A 26,104-nucleotide genomic window follows, 5' to 3' on the forward strand; every position below is an offset into this window, starting at 1 on the left:
GTTTGCCTGGAGAGGAGGAGGCAGGGCGGTCGATCCCGCGCCATGCCGAACTCGGGAGGAAGGTCGATGATCACGAGCAACCTGACCGGCGGAGCCGCGCTTGGCCCATCTGCGGCGAAGGCCCAGCCGGTGCCCCAGCGCGCGTCCTCGCGCTTCATGCGCCGCATCCGGCTGATCGCTTGGAACGCGCTGCCACCTCTGACCTTCGTGGCGATCGTCGCCATCTGGTCGCTGTCGGTGAAGGCGTTCCAGATCCCGGCCTATCTGCTGCCGGCGCCCGGCGCCGTGTTCTCGCGCTTGGTGTCGGATGCACCGATGCTCTGGTCCAACGCGCTGGTGACGCTGACCGAGATCGTCCTCGGCTTCGCATTGACCATCGTGAGCGCGATCCCACTCGGGCTGCTGATCGCCCTGTCGCCGCTCGCGCGCCAGGTCCTGTATCCGCCGATCATGCTGCTCCAGCTCGTCCCGAAGATCGCGGTCGCTCCGCTGTTCCTCGTCTGGCTCGGCTTCGGGATGGAGTCCAAGGTCCTCCTGACCGTCCTGATGACGTTCTTCCCGCTTCTGATCGCCAGCATCAGCGGGTTCCAGATACTGGACCAGCGACTGCTCCACCTGACCCGCTCGATGGGCGCGTCGACCTGGCAGACCTTCCGGTACCTTCGCGTGCCGGCCGCGCTTCCCGTGATCTTCTCGGGCGTCAAGACGTCCGCGACCATCGCCGCCACCGCCGCCATCGTCGCCGAGTTCGTCGGCGCCAACCAGGGACTGGGCTACGTCCTCCTGCGCGGCACGAGCACGATGGACATCGAGCTGACCTTCGCCGTCCTCGTCGTCCTGACCATCATCGGCATCGTGATCAATTACGTGGTCGAGCTCAGCGAATGGCTGATGACGCCGTGGCAGCGGACAGGCGAGGACTGACCCTTCGGCCCGCTCGGGAGTGCGGGCCTTATTGAGCATCGTTTTTAACAGGGAGGAACCATCATGATGCATGCACTCAAGGTCGCCGCGGCGACCGGCTTCCTTGCGGCCGTCGGATTGCACGGCGCCGCGCACGCGCAGACGGCCGTTACGTTCCAGCTCAACTGGACCGCGGGCGGCCCCAATGCTGGCTTTGCGGCGGCGCTCCAGGAGGGCTTCTACAAGGAGGCAGGCCTCGACGTGACGATCGTCCAGGGCAACGGCTCGGGCAATACGGCGCAGCTCGTTGCCAGTGGCCAGGCGCAGCTCGCCTATGCCGACGCGGTGGCCGTCAGCCAGCTCGTCGCGAAGGGGGCGCCGATGCGCGTCGTCGCGACGGTCTACCAGTCGAACCCCAACGAGCTGATCGCCTTGAAGGAGACGGGCGTCAAATCCTTCGCCGATCTCAAGGGCAAGACGGTCGGCGTGCCGGCCGGCTCCTCGCAGACCACGATGCTGCCTTTGCTCCTGAAGGCCAACGGTCTCACCGAGCAGGACATGCAGCTCGTCAACATGCCGATGCCGTCGATGGTGCCGAGCCTCCTGACTGGGCAGGTCCAGGCGATCCTCGGTTCGCTCGACTCCTACGCGATCCAGATCCGGGCGCAGGGCGCCGAAATCGACGAGTTCCCGTTCGCTGACTACGGCGTGCCCACGGTCTCGACCTCGATCTTCGCCGCCAACGACTTCATCGAGAAGAACCCGGAGGTGCTGCGCAACTTCGTCAAGGCAAGCCTGAAGGGCTGGAGCTTCGCCCTCGACAACCCTGAGAAGGCGGTCGCAGACGTGAAGGCGCTGTTCCCGGATGCCAATGCCGATCTCGTGGCCAAGGAGCTTGCCGCGATCACACCGCTCTTCTGTAGCGCGGGTGCCAAGTTCATCGGGCGCGCCGAGCCCGAGCACTGGGTCAACACCCAGAACCTGCTCTCGCAGGTTGGTCTACTGCCGCAGGGGCAGGACCCCACAAGCTACTACACCAACGACTACCTGCCCCCTGAGGGCGAGATGCGCGCCTGCCGTTGAGCGGCGCGAGACCCGCGGTCCGGCATCCGCTCGGGCCGCAGGCAGCCCTCCCTCCCGCCATTAGGAATGGATCGATGAGCTATCGTTTCGAGGACCTGCACGTCGGCATGCGCTTCCGCAGCCCCGGCCGTACGGTGGGCGAGGCCGACGTGATGGCCTTCGCGGGCCTGACCGGAGACTTCTCCGAACTGCACACGAGCGACGTCTACGCTGCCAGCAGCCAGTTCGGACGGCGCGTCGCGCACGGCATGCTCGGGCTGTCCTACGCGCATGGTCTCATGTGGGCCCGAACGGGGGAGCTTCGGGAGATCGCGATTGCCTTCCTCGGGATCGGTGACTGGCGTTTCGTCGGACCGATCTTCATCGGCGACACGATCTTCGTGAACTACGTGATCGCGGAGATCCGTGACTCCCGGTCTAAGCCCAACCAGGCGATTGCGACATTCGACGTGGAGGTCGTCAACCAGTCGGGCGACATCCTGCAAAAGGGCCGAAAGTCCCTTCTCCTGTCCAAGACCCCGCTCGCCGCCGTCGCGGCCTCCGCCGCCTGATCCGCTCGAGGTACCACAATGACCACCGATACGGGCTCTGCCGGCCGGTCCGGCGTACCGATCTCCATCCGCAACGTGTCCAAGGTTTTCGGGGAAGACACCGAGAAGCCCTTCCGCGCGCTCGCGCCGGTCGACATCGAGATCCCCGCGGGACAGTTCATCTCGATCGTTGGCGCCTCCGGCTGCGGCAAGAGCACGCTCATGCTGATGGTGGCGGGCCTTCTCAAGCGCTCGACAGGCGAGATCCTGTGCGACGGGAACCGCGTTGACCAGCCGATCACCAATGTCGGCATCGCCTTCCAGGACCACCTCCTTCTCGACTTCCGCACCGCGTTCGAGAACGTGATGCTGCATGCCGACATCCGCGGACTCGACCGCGAGACGATCGCGTCCCGGGCGCGCGAGCTTTTCGCGCAACTCCGCCTCGAGCATGCGATGAACAAGTACCCCCGCCAGCTCTCCGGCGGCATGCGCCAGCGCGTGTCGCTGATCCGCACGTTGGTCCACGAGCCCGACGTGATCCTGATGGACGAGCCCTTTGGCGCTCTCGACGCGCTCACGCGGCTCCAGGTGCGCACCGATCTGGAGCAGCTCTGGCTGCGCCGGCGCCCGACCGTCATCTTTATCACACACAGCGTCGAGGAGGCGGTGGGCCTTTCCGACCGCATCATCGTCATGAGCCCGAGCCCGGGAGAGATAGTCGACGACATCACGGTCAACCTGCCGCGCCCACGTCCCATCGTGCTGGGCGACGCGCCCGAGTTCGCCTCCTATGTCGATCGCATCCATCATCATTTCGAACGCATGGGCGTCCTCCATGGCGTGACACCGCAGACCAGAATGGCGAGCTGATCCCGTGGGAACCGAGCCTGAGGCGGGAGGGGCGGGGGTCTCGCTGCGCATCGAGAGAGCATGCGCCGAGATCGGGCTCCGTGCGGGCCGCCTGAACCTCGTGACCCGCGCGCTGCTTCGCGACCTCCTCGACGCGCTCCGGCGGATCGAGGCCGCGCCGGACATTCGCTGCGTCATTCTGCACGGCAACCCCAAGGCCTTCTGCGCCGGGAGCGACATTGGCGAGTTCGCTTCGCTCGGCGCCGACGCCAGCGAGCGCAAGATCCTGTTCGAGGACCACGTGCTTCGCTGCCTCGCGGCGCTGCCGATGCCGACGATCGCCGCGATCGACGGCGTGGCCCTCGGCGGCGGCTTCGAACTGGCGCTGGCCTGCGACATCCGCGTGGCCGGGCCGGAAGCCAGGATCGGCCTACCCGAGAGCCGGCTCGGCGGACTGGCTTCGAGCGGTGCGGTGCGGCTCGCCAGGCTGGTCGGTCCGGCCCGTGCCAAGGAGATGCTGTTCACCGGGAGCATCGTCGACGCGCGGCTGGCGCTCGACTGGGGCCTCGTGAACCGGCTGGGTGAGGAAGCCGTGGGGGAGGCGCGGCGGATGGCCGACGAGATCGCACAGCGCGGCCCGCTTTCGAACCGCCTTGCCAAGAGCCTCGTGGATGCCGCCCTCGACCAGCCGTTGAACGCGGCCCTCTCGCTCGCCAACGTAGCCCAACAGCGCATCTTCGACGGACCCGATCTTCGCGAAGGGGCAGACGCCTTCTTCGCCAAGCGCGAACCCGTCTTCGCATCCCGTTCCCCCGACATGGAAGGCCGTCCAACGTGAAGATCCTGATCCTCGGCGCCGGCGGCATGATCGGCCGCAAGCTGACCGCCGCCCTGCTGCGCAAGGGCGAGCTGTCGGGCCGTATCATTCAGGCAATGACGCTCGCCGACGTCGTGAAGACCGACATACCCGCGTCGTCGGTCGCCCTTCGGGCGGTCGCCGCCGACCTTTCCGCTCCCGGCGTCGCCTCGGAGCTGATTGCCGAGCGCCCGGACGTCGTCTTCCATCTCGCCGCCATCGTCTCGGGCGAGGCGGAGGCCGATTTCGAGAAGGGCTATCGCATCAATCTCGACGGCACGCGCGAACTCTTCGAGGCCGTGCGGCGGGCGCACGTCGCCGACGGCTATCACCCGCGGCTCGTCTTCACCTCTTCGGTCGCGGTGTTCGGCCAGCCACTGCCGCCGGTCGTGCCGGAGACCCAGGTGCTTGCGCCGCTGTCGAGCTACGGCACGCAAAAGGCGATCGGCGAGCTTCTGCTGGCTGACTACTCGCGCCGCGGCTTCATGGATGGCATCGGGATCCGCCTACCGACCATCGTGATCCGGCCGGGCAAGCCGAACAAGGCGGCCTCCGGCTTCTTCTCGGGCATACTGCGTGAGCCGCTGGCCGGGCTGCCCGCGACGCTGCCGGTCGGCGACGAGGTGCGCCACTGGTTCGCGAGCCCCCGTCGCGCCGTCGACTTCGTCCTCAAGGCGGCGGAGGTCGACACCTCCGGTCTCGGCGTCCGACGCACGCTCGACATGCCGGGCCTGTCGGCGACGGTCGGCGAGGCGATCGAGGCGCTACGGGGCGCGGCCGGCGATGAGGCCGTGGCGCTCATCAGGCGGGAGCCCGACGAGGCCGTCAAGCGGATCATCGAAAGTTGGCCCGAGGCCTTCGACCCGCAGCGCGCGCTCGCACTGGGCTTCGAGGCCGACGCCTCGTTCGACGAGATCATCCGTCGCCACCTCGAGGACGAGGTGCCGAGCCACGGCGGGCAGGCGTAACGAACCAAGCTTCTGGGCATCATCGGGGACGACTTCACCGGATCGTCTGATGCGGCGAACGCGCTGGCCAAGGAAGGCCTGCGGGTCGTGCAGTACTCGGGCGTGCCCGACGGACCGGCGGAACTGGGCGTCGAGGCGGGCGTCGTGGCGTTGAAGTCGCGCACGATCCCCTGTCGGCCACTCTCGGCTTCCTGTGGACCGAGCTTTCGATTCCAGACGCGATCCAAAGCGCCCAGGCTGCAGCTTTGCGTCGGTCGAGTGTCATTGGCCGAGACTGGCCTTCCCATATTGTCGCTGAACACGCGGCGCGGTCGGCCCGGCGAGAACTGTGAATGGACGTGGAATAAGATACTTGCGCGCCGAATAACAGCTTTACGAGCCACGCATCTCGTAGCCGATTAGCCGGTGGCAACGATTAAACCTCGGCTTCTACGTCCATGAGTGGAGAAGATCGGCAGGCTGCCTGCTTCGGGCCTGAAGGCTGCGTACAATGCGCCGGCTGACACGAACAACTTAACTTCCGAATCCCCAGAATGGGAGGCGCAGCCTCGGTGCCGGGCGGCCCCGACCCCAAGGCTGCGCGCCGTCAGGCAAGCCTGATCTCCGTCACGTCCGCCAAGCGGCTCGCGGTTGCCTCGACGTCCTTCCGCCGCTTCGCAACGATTGCCTTTGCCTCCGTGAAGCACCAGTCCAGCACCTGCTCGACCCGCTCCCTCGAACGGCCGCCGTCCAGCGGCAGCGTCGCCTTGACGAGCGCGGCTGTCGGTACGGCATGCAGGCCTTCGCCCAGACCCAGGGCGAACTCTAAATCCGTCGCGAGCCGGGTGGCGCGAACCAGGTCGGCGTCGACAGTGCCGCCCGAGAGGTTGCCGCGCGAGGCGAGGATGACCTCCTCAGCCGCAAGTCCTGCCAGCATGACGACGATCTGGGCCCGAATGCCCTCCCGTGTCTGGTCAGCGCCCTCGACAATTTCGAAGCCGGTCTGGTTGTCTCCTGCGCCCCGCAAGCGGCGCCTCACGGTAGCCATTGTCGGAACCAGGCCGGAGATCGGAGCCAATTCCAAACCCACTACGACGTGCCCAGCTTCATGGACGCACATCCGGCGAAAGGCGGCCTCCGTCAGGAGCACGCCCGGCGGCAACGCGGTTCGAAGGTCAGCCTCCGCCAACGGGCGCCGTTCCCTTCGGGCGACGCTTCGAGCCTCGCGGACGAGTTGTGCCAGCGCCGCGCCGGAGACTGCGCCGAACTCGTCAGCAACGCTTGCAAGGTCCGCGTCCGGGAGGTCGCCGCGGAGGTGGTGCCTCAGGATAGCGACCCGTCCCCGGAGATCCGGAAGCCGCACCTCGATGTGGCGGCCGAGACGGCCCGGTCGAAGCACCGCCTTGTCGATCGCTTCCGGCTTGTTGGTCGCGCCGACGACGACCACCCCGTCGCGCTGCGCGGCGCCGTCCAGGCACTCCAGGAGACCGTTGACGACCTGCCGTTGGTAGGAGGCGTGATCGCCCAGGGGCTCGTCGCGGCTTCCGACGGAGTCGAGTTCGTCGAGGAAGAGGATGCAGGGGGTAGACCCGTTGGCCTCGGCGAACGCGGCGCGCATGGCTTTCAGCAGGTCACCAAGATGCCCCTTCGCCTGCCACGCCGCGACGGAATGCACGTGCAGCGCCACGCCGCAGGAGCCGGCCAAGGCCCTCGCGAACAAGGTCTTTCCGGTGCCCGGCGGACCGTGGACGAGGACGCCGTTCTCGATATCCGACCACTGGAGAGAGCCGGCCTTGTACTCGGCAATATCAGCGGCGAGCGCCAAGCCCCAACGTTGCGCCTCGCCCATGCCGGGAAGGTCCTCAAGGCGCTCCGGCCCGACCTGTGCGCTGCCGGCGTCTGGTGCGGCGGACGGCGTCCGGGCCGTCCTGTTCCCGGAAGAAGAGGAACGGCGTTCCCGCTTCTCGTCGGCAAGGTGTCTCCTCAGGAGACCGGCGATCTTCCACATCCGGTCGGAGGTCATCCCGGGGCGGATTGCGAGGTTCAGGTACGATAGCGGCAGGCGCTCGAGACAGGACGCGAGCTTGTCGTCCGGACGGAAGCGCGCGACATCGAGGACGACGTCGGCGATCGCCGCGCAACGGTCCGCGATCGGGATGACTGCGTCGGCGACCGCTGCGACGATGCCCGGAACCTCGGTCCGCCTGTGGCAGAGGACGACGATGGGGCGCGTCGACAGGCTGGCCTCGGTAAGCAGGCGCTCGACATGACCGGATCGCTGGCGGAGCGGATCGGTCCAGTCCCGTACCGCAGCGTTGATCTGCACGACGAGCTTTGCGGTGCCGCCGACCAGATCCACGACCGCCATCCCGAGGACGGCACCGTCGACGGGCGCGATGCCATGGACCACGACAAGATGCGGCCCACCGCCGAGCAGGCGGCTGGCTCCACCGTCGGCAAGCGTTCTGCGCAGGAGCGCGTCGGCGATGCGCGCGGAGGGCGTCAGCCGTCCGGCAAGCGACGTGGGCATGTCGTCGAAATCGGGCCAGTCACTCATCGGCCTGCCCCGCGGCAGGAGTTCCGAGCAACCAAAAGCGGCTTTCGGTGCGCACGTACCCGCCGTCGAGCGAGACGACGCGCAGGGGCGACGTGACGGCGTCCCTGCCGTTGCGGATGACGGGATGACCGGCCGTCCGGCCGCGCAGGCACGGAACCAGGCGCAGCGACGACGACCAGTCCGTCAGGACCGGTGCACCCGCCAACATGGCGCCGGACGGCGCGCGGTGGTCGCGCAAATAACGGAGGTCGCGCAGGAGGGCGGCTGCCGTCTCGATCTCGCGATCGAGCGCACTCGCCCCCGCGGACGAGGTGAGGAAGACGTACATGGGGGTGGCCTTCGCATGGCCGCGTCTTGGGCGGCACGTGACTGACGGGTGAGGGCGGTGTCAGTCGGGCCGGCGTATCACCCGTGTGCGGGAACCGAGGGGCGCGTCGAGCTCGAGGTCCACGACGCGGGCGAGGGCCAGCGAGGCGACCGCCGCGATGGGGCGGGACGTGTTCCGCAAGATCGAGAGGCACTCGCCGAGCGTGACGCTGCCCTCCTCGTCGACGACTGCCAGCAAGCGGATCCGGTCGTCGAGCGAGACCCGCCACCGCGCGTAGGGGAGGATCAGCTTGGCGTTCTCCAGCCGGACGGGATCGATGTCCCGCCGTCCCATGACCCGGACGGGTACGTCGTCGGGATCGCATTCGCGTACGACGTTGGTCGCCCCGTCCTCAAGGAGGCGGATCTGTTCATGGCCGCTCGCACGGACGACGTCGAAGACGACACCCGGCAGAGGCGCGCCCAACGGCTCGACGCGGCGGGATGCCCACCGCTCGACGTCGCCGTCAGTGTCAAGGATACGGGCGACGTCGACCGCCAGCGGCGTCGGAAGAATCGCATCGCCGATGCACCGCAATGGACGATGGCCAGCGATGCCGTCGACGCCGGGGCGCGTGACGGAGGAAGCGAGTAGGGAAGGGATAACGACTGACATGCGCATGCCTCCAAGCGGACGGCATCAATGTGCGTCCGCGAACCGCGACACGGGTTCTGAGGTCAGCGTATGGGGAAGCGGGTGCCCGGAGTGCGAGCGAACGCGTGCCCGGAAGGGGCCATCGTTGCCGGGATCTGGGCGCGCCGTTCGATCATGACGGCAGCGTAGGACGCGTTTCTCCGGAGAGTCAACAGGGGGCTTGTTGCGTGGTTGGAGGCGGCGCCCGGGGTGGTTGATGCACAGGCAGCCGTTAGGGCAAAGTTCCACCGCAGCGAACGGCCGTCTCGCCTGGTCGGATGCCGAGGTTGACGGTCAATCCTCCTGCATTTGGAAGCGATTGAGACCCTTCAGGATCAAGGGCACGACCTGAGCGAGGGCAGCGATGCCGAGCACCGTTGCCGAACCCGGATTCTCGAGAAGGATCATCGGTTCGCTGAGGCTCATCTGCAGCCGGCGCCGAAGCTGGGCGTCTGCCGTCGGGCCGGGGATCAGGCCTACGACAGCCGGTGCGACGGGATAGCCGTTTCCGCGCATGAAGAAGCCGATGAAGCCGAACGCTACGAGGATGGCGAGCTCCACCGCTGAATGATTGGCAGCGACAGTGCCCATCGCGGCTAAGACGAGGATCCCGGCGTAGAGCGTGGGCATCGGGATCGCGAGGAGGCGAATCCTGACGCCGATCAGCGGCAGGTTCAGGACCACCAGCATCATGTCGGCGATGAAGAGGCTGGCGATCAGACCCCAGACGAGGTCAGGTGCCTGCGCGAACAGGAGCGGGCCAGGCTGAAGGCCATACTGCTAAAGCACGCCAGCATGATGGCCGCTGGCGCCGATGTCGGAAGTCCGAGCGTCAGGAGCGGAACCAAGGTGCCGGCGGCCGAGGCGCTGTTGGCCGCCTCCGGCTCTGCCACGCCTTTGATGGCGCCGCGTCCGAACTCCTCCGGAATGCTTTGTCAGCTTCCGCTCGGTGGCATAGGAGAGAAAGGTCGGGATCTCGGCGCCGCCGCCCGGAACGGCCTCGATGGGAGGCCGAAGGCAGCGCCGCGCAGCCACGGCCTCCAGGACAGCAGCCAGGCCTCCCGCGTCATCCGGAGCGACGCCTTCGTGGGAAAGAGCCGGCCTAGTGCAATGCTGGTGGTAGAGATGTGCGACCTCGCAGCGTCACAGAGGACGCGCGTAGGATCTGCCCGTCTTCATCCGTAATGAGCGTCAGCCGGGTGTTGGCATAAAAGAACGTCAGCCGCCATGTGTGCGCATCGGCCGCCTCGCCGCGGTCGAGCCGGCTGGTGATCCTGCCCTGCCGCATGAGATGAGGGATGTCCGCGGCTGACAGCCTGAAAAGCTCGGCAAGCAAGTCGGCGTCGACGTCGAAGCCGCGGGGAGCGCGGGTGATCGTCTTCACCAAAGCTCCTCTAGCGCGGCCACGGTGCTGGCCGCATCTGGCCGAGCGGGGCTGCCGTCGTTTGGTTTCGCCGCTTCTATCGCAGCCATGAAGGCGTCCAACGCGAGGCCATGCTCCCGGCAGGCATCGCGAACGGAATGGAAGCGCGCCAGCGGGCAGCCGATGCAATGCATGCGGTGCCGGATGAACACCGGGATGAGCACGGTGTGGCAGGTGAGCAGCTCATCGACCGTCATCTCGGCCGTTATCGGTAGCCCAGGCATCGTCCTCTATCGTCGCATCCACGGCGTCAGCCTAGCCATATGAGAGGCGTTGCTTCGAGTCTTTGCTGCGGAACAAGCTGTCGAGACATCGGCCGAACCGGCCGAGCACACTTAATCGCTGAGCCGGATGATCCGTCGCTCCGATGAGGCGATGGGTGAGCCGGTTCTATCGGGGCGGATGAGGGCAACTGCCGGCTTCTTTGCGCAGGATCAAAGTCGCGCGAGCGCTGCATGTCTAAGGAGGGCCATTCGGCTCTAACCGAGCCACGCAGCATTGGAATGCAGGCAGTGAACTGTTCAAAGGTACCAAGCCGCAGCAGCGCGGCAATAGGATGCTCAACAGCATTCTGCGCGCTGGCGCTGTGGGTTCTCGCCTTCCTGCTGCTGCCGCAGACAGCCCAAGCCGCACCGCTGCTGGCGACTTTCCTGGAGAAAGCCGCGCCCGCCGAACTCGTGCCCGGCGCCGACAGTTTTGGTCCGCAGCGGGAAGACGTTCCAGTTGTGCCGGCCCTCGCCAAAGGCGAGACGGTCGGCTGGGTGTTCCTGACCTCCGACTTCGTGCCGACCACGGGATATTCCGGCAAGCCGATTCACATCCTCGCCGGGGTCAGCAAGGACGCGCTAATCACCGGCGTACGGCTGGTGAAGCACTCCGAGCCGATCGTTCTGGTCGGTATCCCGGAGGCCAAGATCAAGGCGGTGACGGAGAAGTATGCCGGCCTTGACCTGAAGAAGCTGGCCGCCGGGGACGAGGGAAGCCACGACCTCGACATAGTGTCGGGCGCCACCGTCACCATCATGGTGATCGACGATTCAATCGTGCGCGCCGGCATCAAGGTCGCCAAGGCGCTCTCGCTCGGCGGATTTAGCCCTGATGCAGCGGCCGGTGGCCACGCCGTCGAGCTCGACCGCAGCGTCGATGCCACACAGGGCTGGGAAAGCCTTGCCGGCGACGGATCGCTACGCCGCTTCGTGCTCGACGTGGACACCATCAACCGCGACTTTGCCAACCTAGGGGATCTACGCAGCGCCAGTCACGTCGAGCCGGCACCCGGCGCCGACGCCTACATGGATGTCTGGGTCGGCCTCGCCAGCCAGCCATCTATTGGTCGTAGCCTGCTCGGTGATGCGGAATACGCCAACCTGAAAGCAATGCTGAAGCCGGGAGACGAAGCAATCTTCGTCGGCGGCAGCGGCCGTTGGTCCTTCAAGGGCTCAGGTTACGTCCGTGGCGGCATTTTCGACCGCATCCAGGTGGTGCAGGGCGACGTTTCCCACCGCTTCCGCGACCGGGAGCACCGCCGGGTCATTCATGTTGCCGCTGCCGGTGCGCCGGACCTGACGGAGATGGATCTCTTCGTCATCCCGGCCTCGACCGGCTTCGACCCGGCAGCGCCATGGCGCCTGCAGATGTTGGTGCAGCGCCCGGTGGGTGCGCTGGAGAAGCTCTTTCTCAGCTACGAGCTCGGCTACGACCTGCCGAAGCGTTACACCAAGACGGTCCCACAGCCGGTTGCCGCGGCCGAAGCCGGTCAGGCCAGCTCCTCGAGCCCCGCCGACACCAGCGAGGCGACGGGCGCCGCCACGGCGATCCGCGACGCACTCTGGCAGAAGATCTGGGAAGCCAAGCGCAGTCAGATCATCGTCATCGGCGCAGCCCTCGTCTTCCTCAGCGGGATCTTCTTCTTCCAGAGCTTCGCGACGAAGAACGAGCGCATCTTCGACATCGTGCGCACCGCCTTCCTCATCTTCACCCTGGTGTTCGTCGGCTGGTACGCCAACGCGCAGCTCTCCGTCGTCAACATACTCGCCGTGACGTCGGCGCTGTTCAGCGATTTCCGTTGGGAAACCTTCCTGATGGACCCGCTGATCTTCCTCCTGTGGTTCGCGGTGGCAGCCGCCCTCTTGTTCTGGGCGAGAGGCGCCTATTGCGGCTGGCTATGCCCCTTCGGCGCCTTGCAGGAGCTTTCCAACAAGATCGCTCGCGCTCTCAAAGTGCCGCAGGCGACCCTGCCTTGGGGGCTGCACGAGCGGCTCTGGCCGATCAAGTACGTGATCTTCCTCGGCCTCTTTGGACTGTCGCTCTATTCGCTGGAACTGGCCGAGCATTATGCCGAGGTCGAGCCCTTCAAGACCGCCATCATCCTGAAGTTCGATCGCAGTTGGCCCTATGTGCTCTTCGCGCTCGCAGTGCTGACGCCGGGCCTGTTCATTGAGCGCTTCTACTGCCGCTACATGTGCCCGCTCGGCGGCGCCCTCGCGATCCCGGCCCGCCTGCACATGTTCCGATGGCTCAAGCGCTACAAGGAATGCGGCAACCCTTGTCAGACATGTGCGCATGAATGCCCGGTCCAGGCGATCCACCCGACGGGGGAGATCAATCCCAACGAGTGCATCTCCTGCCTGCACTGCCAGGTGCTCTACCAGAGCGCCGACCGCTGCCCGGTGGTGATCGGCAAGATCAAGAAACGCGCCCGCTTCGAGAAGCAGATCGGCCTTGCCACGTCCGGAGCGGGGCAGCCGGCCGTCACACATGGCGCAGCCAAAACCATCCCAGTGCAAACAGTCTGAGAAGGGGGATAATCCATGTCAGACAACAGCAGAACCAAACTATCCAGGCGCGACCTGTTCGGGGGAGCAGCGGGCGGCGCCGTCGTCGCCGGCGCCATGTTCGCGGGCGGGGCGGGCAGCCTCATGGGCGGAGCCTCGCCGGCCCTCGCGGCGGCGCAGGACGGCGTCGAGGTCAAGCCTGGCCAGCTCGATGAGTATTACGGCTTCTGGTCATCCGGACAGACGGGCGAGCTGCGCATTCTCGGCGTGCCGTCGATGCGCGAGATGATGCGCATTCCCGTCTTCAACCGCTGTTCGGCAACGGGGTGGGGCCTCACCAACGAGAGCCTGAAGATCCTGACCGACGGCCTGCTGCCGGAAACGAAGGCCTATCTCGCCAAGCACGGCAAGAAGACCTACGACAACGGCGATCTGCATCACCCGCACATGTCGTTCACCGACGGCACCTATGACGGGCGCTACATCTTCATGAACGACAAGGCCAATACGCGCATTGCGCGCGTGCGCTGCGACGTCATGAAATGCGACAAGATCATCGAGATCCCGAACGCGCAGGATATCCACGGCCTTCGGCTGCAGAAGTATCCGCGCACCGGCTACATCTTCGCCAATGGCGAGCACGAGACCCCACTCGTCAACGACGGCAAGATCCTCGACGATCCCAAGCAGTACGTGAACATCTTCACCGCCGTCGACGGCGACAAGATGGAGGTCGCCTGGCAGGTCATCGTCTCGGGCAACCTCGACAACACCAATACCGACTACAAGGGTCTCTACGCCTTCTCGACATCCTACAACTCGGAGAAGGGCACCAACCTTGCCGAGATGACCGCCTCGGAGATGGACCACGTCGTCATCTTCAACATCAAGGCGATCGAGGAGGGGATTGCGGCCGGCGACTTCCAGGAGCTGAACGGCGTCAAGGTTCTCGACGGGCGCAAGGACGCCAAGTCGAAATACACCCGCTACATTCCGATCGCCAACAGCCCGCACGGCGTCAACGCCTCGCCGGACGGCAAGTACATCATGATCAACGGCAAGCTTTCGCCGACCGTCTCGATCATCGAGGTGGACAAGGTCGCCGCGCTGTTCGACGCTGACGCCGAGCCGCGCTCCTGCATCGTCGGCGAGCCGCAGCTAGGTCTTGGACCGCTTCATACGGCCTTTGACAACCGCGGCAACGCCTACACGACGCTGTTCCTCGACAGCCAGGTGGTGAAGTGGAATATCGATAAGGCCATTCGCGCCTTTGCCGGCGAGAAGGTGGACCCGATCCATTCCAAGATCGACGTCCAGTACCAGCCGGGCCACAACTCGACCTCCATGGGCGAAACCAAGGAGGCCGACGGTAAGTGGCTGGTCTCGATGAACAAGTTCTCAAAGGACCGCTATCTCAATGTCGGGCCGCTGAAGCCGGAGAACGAGCAGCTTATCGACATCTCGGGCGACGACATGAAGCTCGTGCACGACAGCCCGACCTTCGCGGAACCGCACGACTCCATCCTCGTGCGCGCCGACAAGGTGAACCCGAAGTCCGTCTGGACCCGCGACGATGCCATGTGGGAGGACGCGCGCCAGCAGGCGAAGGCCGACGGCGTCGATCTCGACTGGGGCGCCGACGTCATCCGCGACGGGAACAAGGTGCGCGTCTACATGCACTCCGTGGCGCCGGCCTTCAGCCTTGAGAAGTTCGAGGTCAATGAGGGCGACGAGGTCACGATCTACGTCACCAACATGGACGAGATCGACGATCTGACTCACGGCTTCACACTGTCGAACCACAACGTGGCCTTCGAGATCGGACCCCAGGCGACGGCGTCCGTCACCTTCACAGCCGACCGTCCGGGCGTGCACTGGTACTACTGCCAGTGGTTCTGCCATGCCATGCACATGGAGATGCGCGGCCGCATGCTCGTCAAGCCGAAGACGGTCTGAGGAATGGCGATGCGTCCGGCATTCGTCGTCCTGGCAGCCGCAGCCCTCCTTGCCGACGCGTCCTGCGCGGACGCGAAGGAATTGGCTGTGCCGGCAGGGCAGGGGACGCTGGCCGGCGCAATCGCAAGTGCCGAGCCGGGGGATGTCCTCCGGCTCGGCCCCGGCGACTACAACGGCAGCGTCTTGGTCGACAAGACGATCTCGGTCGTCGGTGACGGTTCGGCCCGTGTCGTCGGCCCGGGAAGCGGCACCGTCATCTCCATCACCGCTGGCGGAGCACGCATCGAGGGCCTCGTCGTCACCGGCTCCGGCAACCGGCTGGACGAGCTGGATTCCGGCATCGCCATCGCCAAGGGCGCCGACGGCGTGCAGGTGATTTCGAACCGTGTCGAGGGCAATCTCATCGGCGTCGACGTCCAGGGCGGGAAGGACGCGCTGGTGCGCGGCAATCAGATCGCCAACCGTGTCGACATCCATCCCAGCGAACGGGGCTCCGGCCTCTATGTCTGGAACGCGCCGGGCCTTGTGGCCGAAGACAATACGGTGCGCGGCGGCCGGGACGGCATCTTCGTCTCCTCGTCGCACCGCGCCGTCTACCGGAACAACCGGTTCTACGATCTGCGCTTCGCCTTCCACTCGATGTACGCCAACAACATCGAGGTGACCGGGAACGTGTCCGAGGGCAACGAACTCGGCTTTGCCTTCATGTATTCTAATGTGGTGATTGCGCGGGACAACCTGTCTCGAGGCGATCAGACGCACGGCCTCTTTCTCAACTCCGTCAACAAGGCAGTCGTTGAGCGCAACGCCGTGCGCGACGGCGGCGAGAAGTGCCTCTTCATCTACAACGCCAATCGCAACCGCATCGCCGACAACGTCTTCGAGGGCTGCGAACTCGGCGTCCACTTCACCGCCGGCAGCGAAGGCAATGTCCTCACCGGCAATGCCTTCATCGGCAACCAGACGCAGGTGAAGAACGTCGGCACGCGCTGGTTCGAGTGGAGCGACAAGGGACGCGGCAACTACTGGTCCGACCACGTCGCCTTCGACATCGACGGCGACGGCATCGCCGATGCCCCGTACCGCCCGAACGACACCATCGATCTCGTCACCTGGCGCCAGCCTATGGCCAAACTCCTCCTCGGCTCGCCCGCCGTGCAGTTGATCCGCTGGTCACAGTCGCGCTTCCCCGGCCTTTTGCCAGGGGGCGTGATCGACAGCCACCCGCTGACGCATCCGGGCGACGCCGGGCCGCGCTTATCCCGAGAGGCGTCCCTGCCATGAGCCATGATCCCGTTCTCGACATCGCCGGGTTGAGCGTTGCCTTCGGCAGCTTGAAGGCGCTGAGCGACGTTTCGCTGTCGGTCGCCGCCGGCGAGCGCCTGGCGCTGCTCGGCCACAACGGCGCCGGCAAGTCGACCCTGTTCAAGGCGGTGCTCGGCTTCCTCAAGCCGGAGGCCGGCCGCATCAGCGTTGCCGGTGCGGCGCCTGGCACCGCCGCAGCCCGCCGCACCGTCAGCTACCTGCCGGAAGCCATCGCCTTTCCGCGGGCGCTGACCGGCGCCGAGGTGATCACCTATTTCGCCAAGCTGAAAGGCGAGCCTCCGGCGAAAGCGAAGGCGCTGCTGCAGACGGTCGGCATCGCCGATGCCGCGCATCGCCGCGTCGGCACCTATTCCAAAGGAATGCGCCAGCGGCTCGGCCTTGCCCAGGCGCTGATCGGCAGGCCTTCGCTGCTGCTTCTCGACGAGCCGACAAGCGGGCTCGACCCGATCTCGAGAGGCGAGTTCTACGGGCTGATCGACACGATTGCGGCCGAGGGCGCGGCCGTTCTCCTTTCCTCCCATTCGCTCACCGAGGTCGAGGCACGCACGGACCGCATCGCCATCCTGGTCAAGGGTCGCCGCGTCGCCGAAGGGCGGCTCGCCGATCTCGCGAGCGCGGCCGCGCTGCCGACAGTCGTGCGGGTCAAGGCCAAGGCGATCGACGGGGCTACCCTGCAGGCACGTCTCGGCGGCCGGCGGCTGAACGGTCGCTCTGTCGAGTTCGACTGCACGCCGGGCGACAAGCTGGCGCTGCTGGCCCGCATTGCGTCGCATTCCGACATCGTCGCCGATGTCGAGGTCAGCCCGCCGCATCTCGACGACGTCTACCGGTATTACAGCGGCCTCGGCGCCGCGGGAGAGGCTGCATGAACGGGCTATCGCGCATCGCCGCCATTGCGGCAATCGAGTTCCGCCTGTCGGCACGCAACCGCTGGGTTCTGCTCGCGACGCTGATCCTCGTCCTGTTCGCGCTGGCGCTTGCCTTTCTCGGCTCAGGTCCGGCGGGCGAACGGGGCGTCGACGCGCTGACGCTGACGGCGGCGAGCCTTGCGACGCTGTCGGTCTATCTCGTACCGCTGATTGCGCTGCTTCTCTCCTACGACACGATCGCCGGCGAGATCGAGCGCGGCACGCTGGCCCTGGTGCTCGCGACCCCTGCGGCGCGGGGCGAGGTGCTCTTCGGCAAGTTCCTCGGCCATCTCGCCGTGCTCACCCTCGCGATCGCCATCGGCTATGGCGTCGCCGGCGGCGCTCTCGTCGCCGTCCACGGCTATGATCCGGCCGGCGCTCTCGCCTGGGCTCGGCTGATGGCCACCGCGCTCTTCCTCGGCGCCGTCTTCATCGCCATCGGCATCACCGTTTCGGCGATGACGGGCCGCGTCGGCACCGCCGCGGCGCTTCTCGTCGGTGTCTGGCTCGTGCTCGTCGTGCTCTACGACCTCGCGCTGCTCGCCGGCCTCGTCCTCGATGACGGCGGCATTTTCACCACCCACGTCTTCCCGATCCTCGTCCTTGCCAATCCGGGTGATGCCTTCCGCCTGTTTAACCTGGCAGCGCTGGAGGCGGCCGCGCCGGTGGCCGGCATCGACGGTCTGGCGCGCACGCTGCCGTTCCCGGCCGCGACTGCGCTCGCCAGCCTTGTCATCTGGCTGCTACTTGCGGGATGCGCCGGGATGCTGCGCTTCAGGAGCCTTCACCCATGAGACGCCCGTTCCGCATTCTGTGCCTGACGCTTCTGCTGGCGCTGCCGCTGGCCGGCTGCACGGCCGAAGAGGAAGCCGGCAAGCCGCCCGCTGTAACGATGACCGCGGAAGCCGTCGGCCATTACTGCCAGATGTATGTTCTGGAGCATCCCGGTCCGAAGGCGCAGATCCATCTCGCCGGCATCAAGGAGCCGCTCTGGTTCAGCCAAGTCAGCGACGCCGTGGCTTATCTGCACGATCCCGAACGCGAAGCCGACATCACGGCCGTCTATGTCAGCGACATGGGCAAGGCCGCGTCCTGGGGTGAGCCCGGCACCGACAACTGGACGGATGCCGACACCGCTTCCTTCGTGATCGAAAGCCGGCAGATCGGCGGCATGGGAACGCCTGAGGCGATCTCTTTCGGCACGCGAGAGGCCGCCGACGCCTTCGTCAAGGACAAGGGCGGTCGCGTCGTCGCGCTGAAGGAGGTGCCGGACGCCTATGTTCGCGCGGCGCAGCAGAGCATGGCGGAGGACGATGTGCCGCCGTCAGGCACGCACGATCATGCACAGTGAGGTTCTGATGCGCACGTCTTTTCGGATCGACCGCCGGCGCCTCCTGTCGATCGGTGCGGTTTTCGCCGGCAGCGCGCTTGTCGGCGCGTCTCCGCTGGCTGCAACGCAGGCCGATGCGCGCTGGAGCGGGCAGGCGCTCGGCGCCCATGCAACGATCCGGCTGGTCGGTGCGCCTGACGATGTGGCGCGCGGCGCCTTTGCGTCGGTCGAGCGGGAGATCGACCGGCTGGAGAGGATCTTCAGCCTCTACCGCCCCGACACCGCGCTGTCGCGGCTGAACCGCGAGGGCGCGGTCGCCGAGCCCGATCCCGAGCTCCTGGCGGTGCTGAGCCTTGCGGCCTCGGCCCACCGACTGACGGGGGGCCTGTTCGATCCGACGGTGCAGCCGGTCTTCGTGGCGCTCGCGGAGCATTTTTCTGCCGCTGGCGCCAATCCGGCGGGACCGTCGCCGGCGACGCTCGAGCGGGCGCTGGCCGCCGTTGGCTTCGACGGCGTGCGCTTCGATGCCGATCGCATCGCGTTCGAGCGGGCGGGCATGGCGGTGACCCTCAACGGTATCGCGCAGGGATACATCACCGACAGGATCGCCGCGCTGCTGCGGGCGCGCGGCTTTGCAGACATGCTGCTCGATATCGGCGAGATCGCCGCCGTGGGCCGCGGGCCGGACCGGCAGGGCTGGAGAGTCGGCCTCGCGCAGGATCCCGCGGGCACCGGCGTTGCCGAGACGCTCACCTTGAGCAATCGCGCGGTCGCGACCTCGATGGTGACGGGCACGACGCTCGATCGGGATGGACGCGTCGGGCACATCATCCACCCTATGCGCGGACCGGTCACGCCGACTTACATGCGTGTGACCGTGATCGACGACAGCGCCGCCAGGGCCGACGCGCTGTCGACAGGCGCAGCGCTGATGGATGCCGCGGGTATCGCCGGGCTTCGCCGCGCCGGGATCGAGATCCACGTCTGACGCCGGTGCGAGCGGTTCCCGGAGCGGCCCACAAATGAAAACGCCGGAGGATCTTGGATCCTCCGGCGTTTTCATGTCGACTTGGAGCCCGAAGTCCAGGCCTTACTTGGCCGCGGCGAACAGCTCTTCGAAGCGCGCCTTCACCTTCGGCGGGTTCTTGACCTGCGCGGCGGCGTCGAGATTGGTCGGCTGGCCGATCACGATCAGCGCGACCATGCCCATCCCGAAATGCGGCGTGCACTTGATGCCGTAGAGGCCTTCCTTGTCGAGCGTCACCGAAAACTCCTGGCTCGGCTTGCTCTTGAAGGCCTCGGCGCCATCCGGGATCATGCCCTTGATCGTCTCGGCGTTGTGCCCGGCGTCGACCGGAACGAACTTGATCGTGTCGCCGGGCGCCGCCTTGACGAGATCGGGCTCGAAGACCATCGCGCCCTTCTCGCCCTTGTTCAGCATCTTGACCTCGAACTCGGCCGCGCTCGCGCCGTGCACCCCCGCCGCTGCTGTCAGCAGCAATGCCGAGACGGCCAGAATGGCATGCTTCATGGTCTTTCCTTTTCCGTCGGTGCTCGGCTCTCCGGCCGCCGACGCTCCTCTTAAGGGGCATAGTGGAAGAGGACTTTGATCATGCGCAAACTGGACGCCATCGCAGGATCGGCATTTTGGCTGGCGTGACGCTGCCGACATCCAGTGCGGTAGAGACAGATGCCCGTCATCGCCAGAGATGCCCCGCCGACCCTCGGCGCGCCAAACATCGCCACCCCTGCTTGATGAGCTGTCCCAGCATCGGCCGACGTAGCGAAGATGCCGCAGGGGCAAGCCGACGAGGCGGCGTTGCCGGCCGTCATGCTCGCTCGGATCGCCGCGTCGCCGAACTTTGCCAGGCGGCAGAGGGCTCACGCGGACCATTGCCTTGGGCGTATCCAGCGGCGCGAAACTACTGCAACGAAGCGGTTCCCTCGGCGACCAGCAGCAGCTTATGAGGATCGCGCAGGAGCAGGCGCTGGCGTCCGCCCTCCACCAAGCCAGCCGCGTCCCAAGCGCTCATGATGCGGCTCACCGTATGCAGGGTGGTGCCGGTCATCTCCGCCAGATCTTGTCGGGTGACTGGAAAGTCGATCAGCACGCCGTCCTCGACCTTCCGGCCGGCCTGCCGCGCAAGCCGCAGCACCGCATGGGCGACGCGGCGCTGCACCTCCTCCGTCGAAATCTCGCGGATCCGCGCATGGGCATCCTGGAGGCGCTGGCCGACGGTGTGCATGGTATTTACGGCGAGCGCCGGCGCCAGCTCGCACAGAGCCGGCCAACGCGCCGAGTTCCAGACCAGCGCCAGGCTGTCGGCTACGGCCATGGCGGTCGCAGGGTAGTCCGGCCGTCCGATGGCGACGGCGACGCCGCAAACCTCGCCAGGCACCACGAAGCGGATCAGCACCTGCTCGCCATCGGGAGTGACCTGCACGACCTTCAGCCGCCCGTCGAGCACGACGAAGAACTCACGCGCATCCGCACCATGCTCGAACATGGCCGTGCCCTTGGCGATGCGACGCGTCACCGCCTCGGCCAGGATGGCGCGCAGGGTGTCGTCGTCCAGGCAGCGAAACACCGGAAAGGATCGGATCAGCGAAGGATCAAGGCGCGACATGAACTCACCCGGACTCGTTGGCCCGGCAGGCGAAGCATAGCTGCCCGCGCACTTCAAGCTGCGGCAGACACGAAGACACGCTTCCCGGTGACCGCTCTTCCCTGACGATCCGCGCCTGACCTTGCTGCAGCACAACGCCATCATGCGCACCGCAGCTACAAGGGTCGGGATGCGGCTGCGGGCACATCTCCGTACCCGTACGAGCGAAGGGGCAGTAGCACGACCGTCGCCATGCCCTCAGCCGACCCGCCGCCACCGATGCGGCTCTTTCAACACCGGGAGAGGAGCACGCCATGACCACGGACGCACCAACCGATATCCACAGCCGAGAACAAGCCGCTGACCGCTCGGAGCCCAGGCGCCGGCGGCGCGCTGGCGACGCCTCTGTCGACGGGCGCGGTCGCGATCTGTCGGCTGCACCCATCCTCAGCTACGGCTTTCGGCCCTTCTTCTTCCTCGCCGCTCTTTATGCGGGTCTCGCCGTTCCCTTCTGGGTTTGGTCGCATCAATCCGGCTTTCAGCTATACGGCCCTTTCGGCGGACAGCTCTGGCACGCGCATGAGATGATCTTCGGCTTCCTGGGTGCGGTCATTGCCGGCTTCATCCTGACGGCCGTGCCGAACTGGACCGGCCAACTGCCCCTCAGCGGCAGACCGCTGGCACTTCTCGTCGCATTGTGGATGCTCGGCCGCATCGCGACAGCGGTGGTGGTCAGCCCGCCAGCGGCACTGGCGCTCGACATGCTGTTCCCGCTCGCGCTAGCCGCCTCCGTCTGGCGCGAGGTGATCGCGGGCAAGAACCTGCGCAATATTCCGGTGGCGTTCCTTCTCACCCTCTTTGCGGCCGCGAACGCCCTGCATCATGCCGAAGGCATGGGCCTGACCGCCGATGGGATTGCGGTCCGCCTCGCCCTCGGCGTTGCGACGTTGATGATCTCGCTGATCGGCGGCAGGATCGTCCCGAGCTTCACCCGCAACTGGCTGGTGAAGAGAAGCAGCCGGCGCTTGCCCGCCTCGTTCGGACCGGTCGACCGGGCAGCGTTGGCGATCACCTTGCTGGCCATCCTGGCCTGGATCGTCGCGCCCCTCGAGCCGCTTGCCGGCTGGCTTCTGGTTCTCGCCGGCCTCGTCTCGGCCGCCCGTCTGGCCCGGTGGCGCGGATGGGCGAGCTGGCGCGAGCCGATCGTGCTCGTGCTCCATCTCGGCTTCGGCTGGCTGGCAGCCGGATTGGCGATGCTGGGGCTTGCGATCCTGACGCCCGACGCCCTTTCCGCCGACGCGGCGATCCATACGCTGACCACCGGCGCAGTCGGAACCATGACACTGGCGGTGATGACGCGGGCGAGCCTCGGCCATACCGGCAGGGCAATCCGCAGCGATCTTAGCACAACGGCGATCTACGCCACCGCGTCGCTCGGCGCGCTTCTGCGTGTATTGGCATCGTCTCTTCCGAGCCTCTACCCAGAGCTGCTGGTCGCCGGCGGCGGGCTCTGGAGCCTCGCCTTCATCCTGTTCGCGCTGTGCTACGGCCCGATCCTCTGGTCCCGCAAGCCGGTGGCGACCTAACGCCTTCGAGAGAGCAGCCAGCCGACCGAGAGCGCATCCGGTTTAATCCGTCGATGGCCGGGGCAGCGAAGTTAGTTGCGCACTCGTCGGGCTCTAGGAGCGGTGCGGAGACTGCCAGACGGTAGCCAAAGATGGAGATGCGCGGATGACCTGTAGAGGCATATAACCGAAGCCTCGCTTCCGTGGCAGTCGACTTCATTCCGGTGGCGCTCATGCTGGCAGGTTGACCCATTTCAATGGGAGCTTTCGACAGCCAGAAGCAGGAAAGCATCCATCAAGAAGGGATCGTTGCGGCATTAGGTAGCAAAGACCACCACGCGGGACCTAACGCCCTGTATTGGTTCGGGTATTGCCTTCACCGCTACGTCCAGGTGAGCATGTACTACCTACAGTACGGATGACGGCAAACGATGAGTACGACTGCCAACGCGGTGTGGCGGACATCCCCGCCGGCATGAATGTCAATCTCGGCTGGACCGGGTTCGTTCTGGATCGTGGCAGGGCACATGGCTTGGGGTACAAGCTTGCAGATGCCTTCCTGGAGGAGGGCGACGGAAGCACCCCGGCGATTTTCCCGGCCCGCCGTGGTCGGGAATGGGTAGGGGTTACCCGAAGAAGGTGAGCCTGGCGTTGGTCTCCAGAGGGTTCGACCAGATCGTGAGGAGCCAAGGCTCGAACTCCGAAGTGGTTTCATGTTCGCCTGCGAGACAGGGCATCCGAGGGTCCTCTAGCTTGAAATCCGCGGCCGTGCGCGTATGTTTTCTTGCAGATCGCTGGTGATTGGGCGTGAGATAGCCAGTGCCACTGGGCCGCAAGCCTGGTCCCTGCGGATGCGGGGAAGGGAGAAATCCACAGAGCTTCGCCCCGAGACCTTCTAGGTCGGACGGTCCCGAAAGGGGCCGTTTTTCGTTTCTAGGCGCCCCGACCCCCCGTCGCGCGCCGTCACCGTTCGTCACCAGAGCCAACTTCAGTCGGAGCCCGAGCATGATCCCGTCTTTTCGACGACGGCACCTGACGCACGCGGTCAGCTTGGCCAAAGCGCTGAGCGTGGCCGACACGTGGCTGGAGAAGTACCCGGAAACGGGCACCCGATCTGGTGGCTTTTGCTACCTAATGCCGTATCGTTGCAGGGTGTAGACAGCCTGTCTCAACGGCAGCCAAGTGGCTCCACGCCCAGGAGCAGCCGTGGATCTTCGGACGAATGAGATGGCTCCGCTCTCCCATAGGAGAGCCGGTCAGCCCGGATGCCCCGCGTGTTCTTCCAAATCTGAACTCGCACGAAGCGTCGCGAGCGGAATAGAGATCGCCTTCCGCACCCGGACGGGCGCTGCAACCTCGCGGACCTCCGCAGCCGCGGCCTTCCTCTGTCGGTGGGCCACGTGGTTCCAGCGCATCGCTTCGTGGACGTGCTGCCTGACGGGATCGAATTTCTCGCCCGTCAGCGCCGAAGCGATGGCGCAGCCCAGGTGCATGGCGACCGTCGCCGGGAACGCGTTCGCGATCTGACGAAATACGCTCTTCTTGGATCCCTTGAACGGCCAGTCGAACGGAAAGTCCTGGAGCGACGCCAGCATCGCGTTCGTCGCTTCCACGGGGCCGTGGTGATCGGCTTCGGGCGGCGCGTTGCCGATCCTCGTCTGCACGAACCCCATATCGCCCCAGACGCGCGCCGACTTGCGCTGGCCAAAGTCCATGCCCTGCTTCTTGTCGCTGCCCCCAGTCACCGTCGGTGACGCACGGTCCATGGCCGCCATGAACTCCTCGGTCAGCACCCAGCCCTTTGAGGTCAGTTGTCCCTCTAGGGCTGCGATCGCGGTCCTGGGCACCTCGTCATGTCCGAAGATGGGCGTCGGCCAGGTGAAGCGTGCCATCGCCTTGGGGTCATCGAACGCCACTAGGACGGCGCGGAGCCGCTTCTGCGGTACGCCGAAGTGCGTCGCGTCGACCTTGCCCCACTCCGCGGAGTACCCCAGCTCCCTGAGCCGATGGAGGATGCGGAACCGGTGCATGTCGTTGTCTGGCGCGAAGACGCCCATGACGTTCTCCAGCATGACCGCCCTGGGCCTGAGGCGCTCCACGAGGCGCAAAGCCTCTGGGAAAAGGTCGCGCTCGTCGTCAGCTCCCTTGCGCTTCCCAGACTGGGAGTAGGGCTGGCACGGCACGCCGCCTGCGAGCAGGTCGACAGGGCCGACATTTCCAGGTTCGAAGCCGACGAGATCGGCCTCCACGACGTGCTCGGGACCGAAGGCGGCGCGCAAGGTATCGCAGGCAGACGGATCGCGTTCCACGAGGGCGACGTGCCGGAACCCTGCCTTGGCGAGGCCTGCCGCCTGGCCGCCTCCGCCCGCGCAGATCTCTAATGCGGTGAGGCCGTGGCGGAAGGTGGATGACAGCGACCGCATGGTGACGGGCGACGCGGCAGCAGGGGACGGCGGGGCGGCGGGGCTCGTCTCCTCTGCCTGCAGCTTCGAGGTGGCGACCTTGGAGAGGCGCCGCGCGGCCTCGTGCAGCATGTGCCCGTCGGCGGCTGCGAGGTCCGCGACCGCGAGCGACAGGGCGTCAGGTTCAAGCGGCGTGCCACCGACCGGGCGGATGGCGAGCGCTTTCACGACGGGCGCGATGGCGCGTGCGCGCACCGCGAGTTCGACGAGCCGCGTGTCGTCCGTGGGATCGACGTCCGCAGCGAGGGATACGATGCGCTCAACTTCCTCGACAAAGGTGGCGGCCAGGCTGCGCATCCTCTGTCGCAGCATATCCATCGGCAACGGCGTCCGTCGCGCCGACGATAGGGGCGTGCGGACGATCGCCTTCGCCTCGGCCACGGACAGTGCGCGGCCGGATGCGATCGCGGCGAGCGCACGTTCGCGCCCCTCTGGCTTGGCACAGGCGATCGTCACGGCGACGCTGGGCGACACGTTTCGCTCCGCCAGCAGATCTTGGTGCTTCCCGAGCATGCGAAAAGTTTTCCGGTACCCGAGTGCGGTCCGGGGCTCGATGCCGCACTCGGCCCTCACCCAGGCGGAGAAGATGCCGTCGAGAAGCGTCGCCGCTTCCTCCAGCGTCTCGCCGGCCGTGAAAACGTCGGCCAATCCGCGCTTGCCCAAGGAACGAAGCCTGCCCTTGAGGGCTCTCAGGCGGTCGGCCTTCAGGCGGTCCTCGGTGGGCTCTCGTACGGTGCGAGGCTTGGTCATCGCGGCTCCTTCGGTGTCTCTCGGCACCATCCTGGATTGCGGGACGTCAAGTTCCCCCGAACCGCATCGTTAGAATTGCAGAAGATCTCGCGAAAATTGTCCTGAGTGCGGACGTTCCATCGGCTCTCCTTACCAGCAGGGCCAGGGTGGCGGTGGCCCCGCCCGGGGGCACCCTCTCAATGTCCTGGCCAGGATGGGTCGCAGAATGGCGCTTACCTTTGGGGAATTAGCGCCCTAGAACAAGGAAGCGTTGGATACGGCGAGGTCGAACGTCAT

The 26,104-nt window shown here is 66.3% G+C and carries 22 protein-coding genes and 2 pseudogenes; 15 read left to right on the top strand and 9 right to left on the bottom strand.

All coding sequences use genetic code 11. The features are described 5' to 3' along the window. The first annotated feature begins 66 nt into the window (after positions 1 to 66). The 7 genes and pseudogenes from C0R46_RS03700 to C0R46_RS21040 all read left to right on the top strand — a co-directional run. Entirely contained in the window at positions 67 to 924 is an 858-nt protein-coding gene (locus tag C0R46_RS03700) for an ABC transporter permease (RefSeq protein ID WP_102958202.1), read from the top strand. Between the two features lie 63 nt (positions 925 to 987). After that, entirely contained in the window at positions 988 to 1,986 is a 999-nt protein-coding gene (locus C0R46_RS03705; protein WP_102958203.1) for an ABC transporter substrate-binding protein, read from the top strand. Between the two features lie 74 nt (positions 1,987 to 2,060). Further along, on the top strand, positions 2,061 to 2,537 hold the full coding sequence (locus tag C0R46_RS03710; protein WP_102958204.1) for a MaoC/PaaZ C-terminal domain-containing protein: 477 nt from the start codon (positions 2,061 to 2,063) through the stop codon (positions 2,535 to 2,537). A gap of 18 nt (positions 2,538 to 2,555) precedes the next feature. Next, positions 2,556 to 3,389 carry an ABC transporter ATP-binding protein gene (locus C0R46_RS03715; RefSeq protein ID WP_102958205.1) on the top strand — a complete coding sequence of 278 codons (834 nt, stop codon included), beginning with the start codon at positions 2,556 to 2,558 and terminating at the stop codon, positions 3,387 to 3,389. A gap of 4 nt (positions 3,390 to 3,393) precedes the next feature. Continuing rightward, positions 3,394 to 4,206, top strand: a complete 813-nt coding sequence (locus C0R46_RS03720) for an enoyl-CoA hydratase/isomerase family protein (RefSeq protein ID WP_102958206.1) — start codon at positions 3,394 to 3,396, stop codon at positions 4,204 to 4,206. After that, entirely contained in the window at positions 4,203 to 5,192 is a 990-nt protein-coding gene (gene denD, locus C0R46_RS03725; protein WP_102958207.1) for a D-erythronate dehydrogenase, read from the top strand. Before C0R46_RS03720 ends, denD begins: the two co-directional genes overlap by 4 nt. Positions 5,193 to 5,204: 12 nt before the next feature. Next, positions 5,205 to 5,363: pseudogene (locus C0R46_RS21040) on the top strand (four-carbon acid sugar kinase family protein); the annotation flags it as partial. Between the two features lie 415 nt (positions 5,364 to 5,778). Here C0R46_RS21040 and C0R46_RS03735 read toward each other — a convergent pair. The 6 genes and pseudogenes from C0R46_RS03735 to C0R46_RS03760 all read right to left on the bottom strand — a co-directional run bounded on the left by C0R46_RS03735 (position 5,779) and on the right by C0R46_RS03760 (position 10,348). Then, positions 5,779 to 7,728: an AAA family ATPase gene (locus C0R46_RS03735; RefSeq protein WP_102958209.1), complete on the bottom strand. Its 1,950-nt coding sequence runs from the start codon at positions 7,726 to 7,728 to the stop codon at positions 5,779 to 5,781. Continuing rightward, positions 7,721 to 8,056, bottom strand: a complete 336-nt coding sequence (locus tag C0R46_RS03740) for a hypothetical protein (RefSeq protein ID WP_102958210.1) — start codon at positions 8,054 to 8,056, stop codon at positions 7,721 to 7,723. Before C0R46_RS03740 ends, C0R46_RS03735 begins: the two co-directional genes overlap by 8 nt. A 60-nt stretch (positions 8,057 to 8,116) precedes the next feature. Continuing rightward, positions 8,117 to 8,710, bottom strand: a complete 594-nt coding sequence (locus C0R46_RS03745; RefSeq protein ID WP_157944546.1) for a hypothetical protein — start codon at positions 8,708 to 8,710, stop codon at positions 8,117 to 8,119. A 312-nt stretch (positions 8,711 to 9,022) separates the two neighbouring features. Next, positions 9,023 to 9,813, bottom strand: a pseudogene (locus C0R46_RS03750) (tripartite tricarboxylate transporter permease); the annotation flags it as partial. A 17-nt stretch (positions 9,814 to 9,830) separates the two neighbouring features. Further along, a complete protein-coding gene (locus C0R46_RS03755) occupies positions 9,831 to 10,112 on the bottom strand; it encodes a DUF6522 family protein (protein ID WP_102958212.1) in 282 nt (93 codons plus the stop codon). Beyond that, entirely contained in the window at positions 10,109 to 10,348 is a 240-nt protein-coding gene (locus tag C0R46_RS03760; RefSeq protein WP_102958598.1) for a DUF1858 domain-containing protein, read from the bottom strand. Before C0R46_RS03760 ends, C0R46_RS03755 begins: the two co-directional genes overlap by 4 nt. A gap of 315 nt (positions 10,349 to 10,663) precedes the next feature. Here C0R46_RS03760 and C0R46_RS03765 point away from each other — a divergent pair, with 315 nt between their 5' ends. From C0R46_RS03765 to C0R46_RS03795, 7 genes are read left to right on the top strand one after another with little or no spacing between them, the layout of a single operon-like run. Next, entirely contained in the window at positions 10,664 to 12,946 is a 2,283-nt protein-coding gene (locus tag C0R46_RS03765) for a NosR/NirI family protein (RefSeq protein ID WP_245413396.1), read from the top strand. Between the two features lie 15 nt (positions 12,947 to 12,961). Further along, the gene (gene nosZ / locus C0R46_RS03770; RefSeq protein ID WP_102958214.1) at positions 12,962 to 14,881 is read left to right on the top strand and encodes a TAT-dependent nitrous-oxide reductase; all 1,920 of its coding nucleotides are present in this window, start codon (positions 12,962 to 12,964) and stop codon (positions 14,879 to 14,881) included. Between the two features lie 3 nt (positions 14,882 to 14,884). Then, positions 14,885 to 16,165, top strand: a complete 1,281-nt coding sequence (locus C0R46_RS03775; protein WP_425349844.1) for a nitrous oxide reductase family maturation protein NosD — start codon at positions 14,885 to 14,887, stop codon at positions 16,163 to 16,165. After that, positions 16,162 to 17,076, top strand: a complete 915-nt coding sequence (locus tag C0R46_RS03780; protein ID WP_102958216.1) for an ABC transporter ATP-binding protein — start codon at positions 16,162 to 16,164, stop codon at positions 17,074 to 17,076. The genes C0R46_RS03775 and C0R46_RS03780 overlap by 4 nt, the downstream gene beginning before the upstream one ends. Beyond that, on the top strand, positions 17,073 to 17,909 hold the full coding sequence (locus C0R46_RS03785; RefSeq protein WP_102958217.1) for an ABC transporter permease: 837 nt from the start codon (positions 17,073 to 17,075) through the stop codon (positions 17,907 to 17,909). Before C0R46_RS03780 ends, C0R46_RS03785 begins: the two co-directional genes overlap by 4 nt. Further along, positions 17,906 to 18,466: a nitrous oxide reductase accessory protein NosL gene (locus tag C0R46_RS03790; RefSeq protein ID WP_102958218.1), complete on the top strand. Its 561-nt coding sequence runs from the start codon at positions 17,906 to 17,908 to the stop codon at positions 18,464 to 18,466. The genes C0R46_RS03785 and C0R46_RS03790 overlap by 4 nt, the downstream gene beginning before the upstream one ends. A gap of 7 nt (positions 18,467 to 18,473) precedes the next feature. Further along, positions 18,474 to 19,433 carry an FAD:protein FMN transferase gene (locus C0R46_RS03795; RefSeq protein WP_157944547.1) on the top strand — a complete coding sequence of 320 codons (960 nt, stop codon included), beginning with the start codon at positions 18,474 to 18,476 and terminating at the stop codon, positions 19,431 to 19,433. A gap of 102 nt (positions 19,434 to 19,535) precedes the next feature. Here C0R46_RS03795 and C0R46_RS03800 read toward each other — a convergent pair whose 3' ends face one another. Next, entirely contained in the window at positions 19,536 to 19,976 is a 441-nt protein-coding gene (locus C0R46_RS03800) for a pseudoazurin (protein ID WP_102958220.1), read from the bottom strand. Between the two features lie 391 nt (positions 19,977 to 20,367). Then, entirely contained in the window at positions 20,368 to 21,072 is a 705-nt protein-coding gene (locus C0R46_RS03805; protein ID WP_102958221.1) for a Crp/Fnr family transcriptional regulator, read from the bottom strand. Between the two features lie 293 nt (positions 21,073 to 21,365). Between C0R46_RS03805 and C0R46_RS03810 the strand changes: the two genes are divergently transcribed. Continuing rightward, entirely contained in the window at positions 21,366 to 22,637 is a 1,272-nt protein-coding gene (locus tag C0R46_RS03810) for an NnrS family protein (RefSeq protein WP_102958222.1), read from the top strand. 1,235 nt (positions 22,638 to 23,872) lie between these two features. Here the strand turns inward: C0R46_RS03810 and C0R46_RS03815 are convergent. Then, positions 23,873 to 25,828, bottom strand: coding sequence for a DNA cytosine methyltransferase (locus C0R46_RS03815; protein ID WP_157944548.1), 1,956 nt, complete (start codon positions 25,826 to 25,828; stop codon positions 23,873 to 23,875). Positions 25,829 to 26,104 lie beyond the last annotated feature (276 nt).

The sequence above is a fragment of the Mangrovicella endophytica genome (assembly GCF_002893625.1).
In the GTDB taxonomy this organism is placed as follows: domain Bacteria; phylum Pseudomonadota; class Alphaproteobacteria; order Rhizobiales; family Rhizobiaceae; genus Mangrovicella; species Mangrovicella endophytica.